The 1004-nt window shown below is 47.7% G+C and carries 2 protein-coding genes; both read left to right on the forward strand.

All coding sequences use genetic code 11. From position 1 onward, the window contains the following. Nucleotides 1–325 precede the first annotated feature (325 nt). Nucleotides 326–571 carry a type II toxin-antitoxin system CcdA family antitoxin gene (locus tag LC093_RS20225; RefSeq protein ID WP_043318322.1) on the forward strand — a complete coding sequence of 82 codons (246 nt, stop codon included), beginning with the start codon at nt 326–328 and terminating at the stop codon, nt 569–571. Next, entirely contained in the window at nt 571–888 is a 318-nt protein-coding gene (locus LC093_RS20230; protein ID WP_226669328.1) for a CcdB family protein, read from the forward strand. Before LC093_RS20225 ends, LC093_RS20230 begins: the two co-directional genes overlap by 1 nt. Nucleotides 889–1004 lie beyond the last annotated feature (116 nt).

Raw genomic sequence — 1004 nt, forward strand, 5'->3', positions numbered from 1 at the left:
TGGGCAATGATTCATTGTGATCTCTACCCAGTACCCGCAGTTTACGCAGGGATACTTTGATTCAGCCCTTTTAAAACTCCATTGAAATGGGAACATCAGCTATCCGAAAACATAACGCCGCGCTCAGCCGCGGCTAATTTTGTGCACTTTATGCACGATAATGGGAGCGCAGCGACTGTGCATAAAGTGCACAAAATTGGCCGTCAGCTGCAGCGCCTTGTTAAATGCCTCCGGACCTTGAGTCGCCAACCAGTGGTTGATTTCCGAACAGGACCGACCTAACATAGGGATGCGCACCATGATGCGCATAACTTGGAGCGCCACTATGACCACTCTTTTTGACGCAAATGCCCCCAAGAAGGCTACAAATCTCAGCATAAACAGTGACTTATTGGTCAAATCCCGGTCAATGCACATTAATTTATCCGCGACTTTAGAGCAAGCGCTGAGCCAGGAGCTCGCAAAGCGAGAGGCTCAGAAATGGAAAGATGAGCATAAAGCCGGAATTAAGGCCTACAACGAATTTGTTGAAGAACATGGTTGCTTCGGCGATGAGTTTAGGAATTTCTGATGCCGCAGTTCGACGTATACAAAAATCCCAGCAAGGCAACTCAGAAGACTTTTCCCTTTATTTTGGATATTCAGCACGAGTACATTTCTGATATAGGAACAAGGATCGTGCTCCCTCTCGGCCGGTTGCAATATTTTAAAAATGAAAATCTTGGGAAGCTTACCCCCGTAATTGAATATGAGGGTGACGAGCTAATCTTACTCACCCCACAGATTGCCTCTATGCCAACGAATAGACTAAGAAACCCAGTCGGTACACTCGAACATTTTCGAACAGAAATATTAGCCGCTCTGGATTTTGCTATTACCGGCATTTAACGCCGCGAGCAGCGGCAGCTTTCTTTGGGCGCTTTATGCGCAATAATGGGAGCGAAGCGACCTGCGCATAAAGTGCACAAAGTAAGCTGTCCGGTGGAGGCCCGCAGGGCCGGAAC

Origin of the sequence: Microbulbifer aggregans (genome assembly GCF_020524005.1) — a bacterium.
GTDB lineage: Bacteria > Pseudomonadota > Gammaproteobacteria > Pseudomonadales > Cellvibrionaceae > Microbulbifer > Microbulbifer aggregans_A.

Coding starts and splice junctions, on each gene's coding strand:
- LC093_RS20225 (WP_043318322.1), top strand. CDS start 326: ATGACCACTCTTTTTGACGCAAATGCCCCCAAGAAGGCTACAAATCTC.
- LC093_RS20230 (WP_226669328.1), top strand. CDS start 571: ATGCCGCAGTTCGACGTATACAAAAATCCCAGCAAGGCAACTCAGAAG.